Source organism: Candidatus Methylomirabilota bacterium (assembly GCA_035936835.1).
Taxonomy (GTDB): Bacteria; Methylomirabilota; Methylomirabilia; order Rokubacteriales; family CSP1-6; genus AR37.
In genome coordinates, this window is record DASYVT010000201.1 from 1 (window position 1) to 2,428 (window position 2,428).

At 69.2% G+C, this 2,428-nt stretch carries 4 protein-coding genes; all 4 read right to left on the reverse strand.

The features are described 5' to 3' along the window. Positions 1–197: 197 nt before the first annotated feature. Positions 198–824 carry an urease accessory protein UreG gene (ureG, locus tag VGV06_18200; protein ID HEV2057078.1) on the reverse strand — a complete coding sequence of 209 codons (627 nt, stop codon included), beginning with the start codon at positions 822–824 and terminating at the stop codon, positions 198–200. Continuing rightward, positions 821–1,522 (reverse strand): urease accessory UreF family protein, encoded by a 702-nt coding sequence (locus VGV06_18205; GenBank protein HEV2057079.1) that lies wholly within the window; start codon positions 1,520–1,522, stop codon positions 821–823. The genes ureG and VGV06_18205 overlap by 4 nt, the downstream gene beginning before the upstream one ends. Beyond that, positions 1,515–2,015 (reverse strand): urease accessory protein UreE, encoded by a 501-nt coding sequence (locus VGV06_18210; protein ID HEV2057080.1) that lies wholly within the window; start codon positions 2,013–2,015, stop codon positions 1,515–1,517. The genes VGV06_18205 and VGV06_18210 overlap by 8 nt, the downstream gene beginning before the upstream one ends. A gap of 2 nt (positions 2,016–2,017) precedes the next feature. Continuing rightward, on the reverse strand, positions 2,018–2,428 hold a 411-nt coding region (gene ureC, locus VGV06_18215; protein HEV2057081.1), incomplete at its 5' end, for an urease subunit alpha.

Below are 2,428 nucleotides of genomic sequence, written 5' to 3' on the forward strand. Positions count from 1 at the left end.
GCCGGTCGCCGCCCAGCACGCCGCCGCATGGGTTCAGGAGGAAGAGCGTCGCGGCGCCCGTGCCGTCCAGGTCCACGGGCTCGAGCGCCTGGAGCGGTAGCGTGAAGCGGCGGCCGGTGAGGACGGTGCGCCCGGAACGAAGCTCGAAGGCGAGACCGAGGAACCCGTCGCGGCCGGTGCGGCCGGACGGCGTCGCCTCAGGACTCGAAGAGGAGCTCGCGCCGGATCCAGTCCACCACGAGGTCGGCGCCGGTTCCGTCCCGGAGGTTCGTGAAGACAAAGGGCCGGTCTCCCCTCATCCGCTTGGAGTCCCGCTCCATCACGGAGAGATCAGCGCCGACGTAGGGCGCCAGGTCGATCTTGTTGATGACGAGCAGATCCGAGCGGGTGATAGCGGGGCCGCCCTTCCGCGGGATCTTGTCCCCCTCCGCGACGTCGATGACGTAGATCGTCGCGTCCACCAGCTCGGGGCTGAAGGTCGCCGCCAGGTTGTCGCCGCCGCTCTCCACGAAGAGGATCTCGAGCTCCGGGAAGCGCCCGAGCAGCTGGTGGACCGCTTCGAGGTTGACCGAGGCGTCCTCGCGGATCGCCGTGTGCGGGCAGCCGCCCGTCTCGACGCCCAGGACCCGCTCCTGCGGCAGGACGCCGCGCCGGATCAGGAACTGGGCATCTTCCTGCGTGTAGATGTCGTTGGTGATCACGGCCAGGTCGTAGTTGTCGCGCAGTCTCACGCAGAGCGATTCGACGAGGGCCGTCTTGCCGGACCCGACAGGCCCGCCGACGCCGATCCGCAAGGGGCGCGGGATCTTGGGGTCCCCACTCATGACCGGAAGAGCCTCATCTCGAGCGAGGCGTGCCGAATGCCTGCGATCTCGATTCCGGGCGCGAAGCTCCAGAGATCGCCCGCGTCGCGCGCCGCGGCCTCTCGCGCCACGCGCTCGATGACCGGATGGAGGCCCCACAGCACGCGCTGCCCCTCCATCTGGCCCATGGAAAGGAGCCGGAGCGCCGCGCCGACCAGCAGCGCCGTCGTCGAGTAGAGATACGCGGTCGCCGCCCACTCGGGCTCCCAGCCCAGCGCCGCAGCGGCGAGCCCATAGGCAACGGCGTGGTGCCCCGGGGCGAGCCCCTTGTCTACGTCGGCAGCGTAGCGAGTGAGCCGCGTCTCACCGGTCAGCGCGGCCGCTACCCGGAGCGTCTGGCGCCCCATCTGCCGGCTGCCCTCCCGGAACTCCTTCACCGGCTTCATCGCTTCGAGCGTGGCGTCGATCTCCCGGCAGGCCTGGAGGTCTTCTCGCGCCGCAGCCCTCAGCGCTCCCACAGCCGCGGTGGCGTCGCAGGGCCCGGCCGAGCCCTCGATCTGGGCGACGAGAAAGCGCTCGAGGTCCTCGCGTCCTCGCACGAGGCCAGCCTGGCAATACGTCTCGAGCCCGAAGGAATGGGCGTAGCCGCCAGTCGGGAAGGCGCTGTCGGCGAAGTGCAGGAATGACAGCAACTCCAATCCAATCGGACGCTCAGTCATGGTGGTGATGGGTCGGCGCGTGAGAGTGGCCGTCCAGCGCGCTCGTGCCGTGCTCGTGAGAATGCCCGCCGCCGAGCGGGGCGAAGACCGCCGCGCGGCGCTTCCAGACGACGCCGAGCCGGGTCAAGAGCTGCTCCATGGCCGTGTCGTCGGGCACGAGCAGATCATCACCCGAGATCGCCACCGGAAAGTGGCGGTTGCCGACGTCGAACGCGACACGGATCGCCTCGTTTCTGTCCTTGGGCGTCACGGTCAACACGGGCTCGGGCTTGCCTTCGACCTCGAGATACCAGTCGGCTTCGACCGCCACCACGTCGCCGGGCCGGAGCAGGGAGCCCGTCGGCAGCGCCAGCGCCACCTCCCTGCCCTGGGTCGTCACGATGCGCTTTCGCGTCCAGCGCCGTTCCTCCCAGGTCAGGCAGAGCGTGTCGCGTTCCTTCCCTTCGAGGGCGGAAGGGTCCACGTGCAGGTGCGGCTCGGTGATCACCACCATGACTAAAACAGGTAATACCGCTGAGCCATCGGCAGGACGTGCGCGGGCTCGCAGGTCAAGAGCTGACCGTCGGCGCGCACCTCGTAGGTCTCCGCGTCCACTTCGATCTTTGGGCAGTAGCTGTTGTTGACCATGTCGGCCTTCCGGAGACCGCGACACCGGCTCACCGCGGAGACCATCTTCCGCAGGCCGAGCCGCGACGGCACACCGTCCTCGAGCGCCGCCTTGGACACGAAGGTCATGGACGTGGAGAACACCGCGCCGCCGTAGGAGGCGAACATGGGCCGGTAGCGCACCGGCTGGGGTGTCGGGATCGAGGCGCTGGGATCGCCCATGGCCGCCGTCACGATGAAGCCGCTCTTCAGGACGAGCTCGGGCTTGACGCCGAAGAAGGCCGGCTTCCAGATGACGAG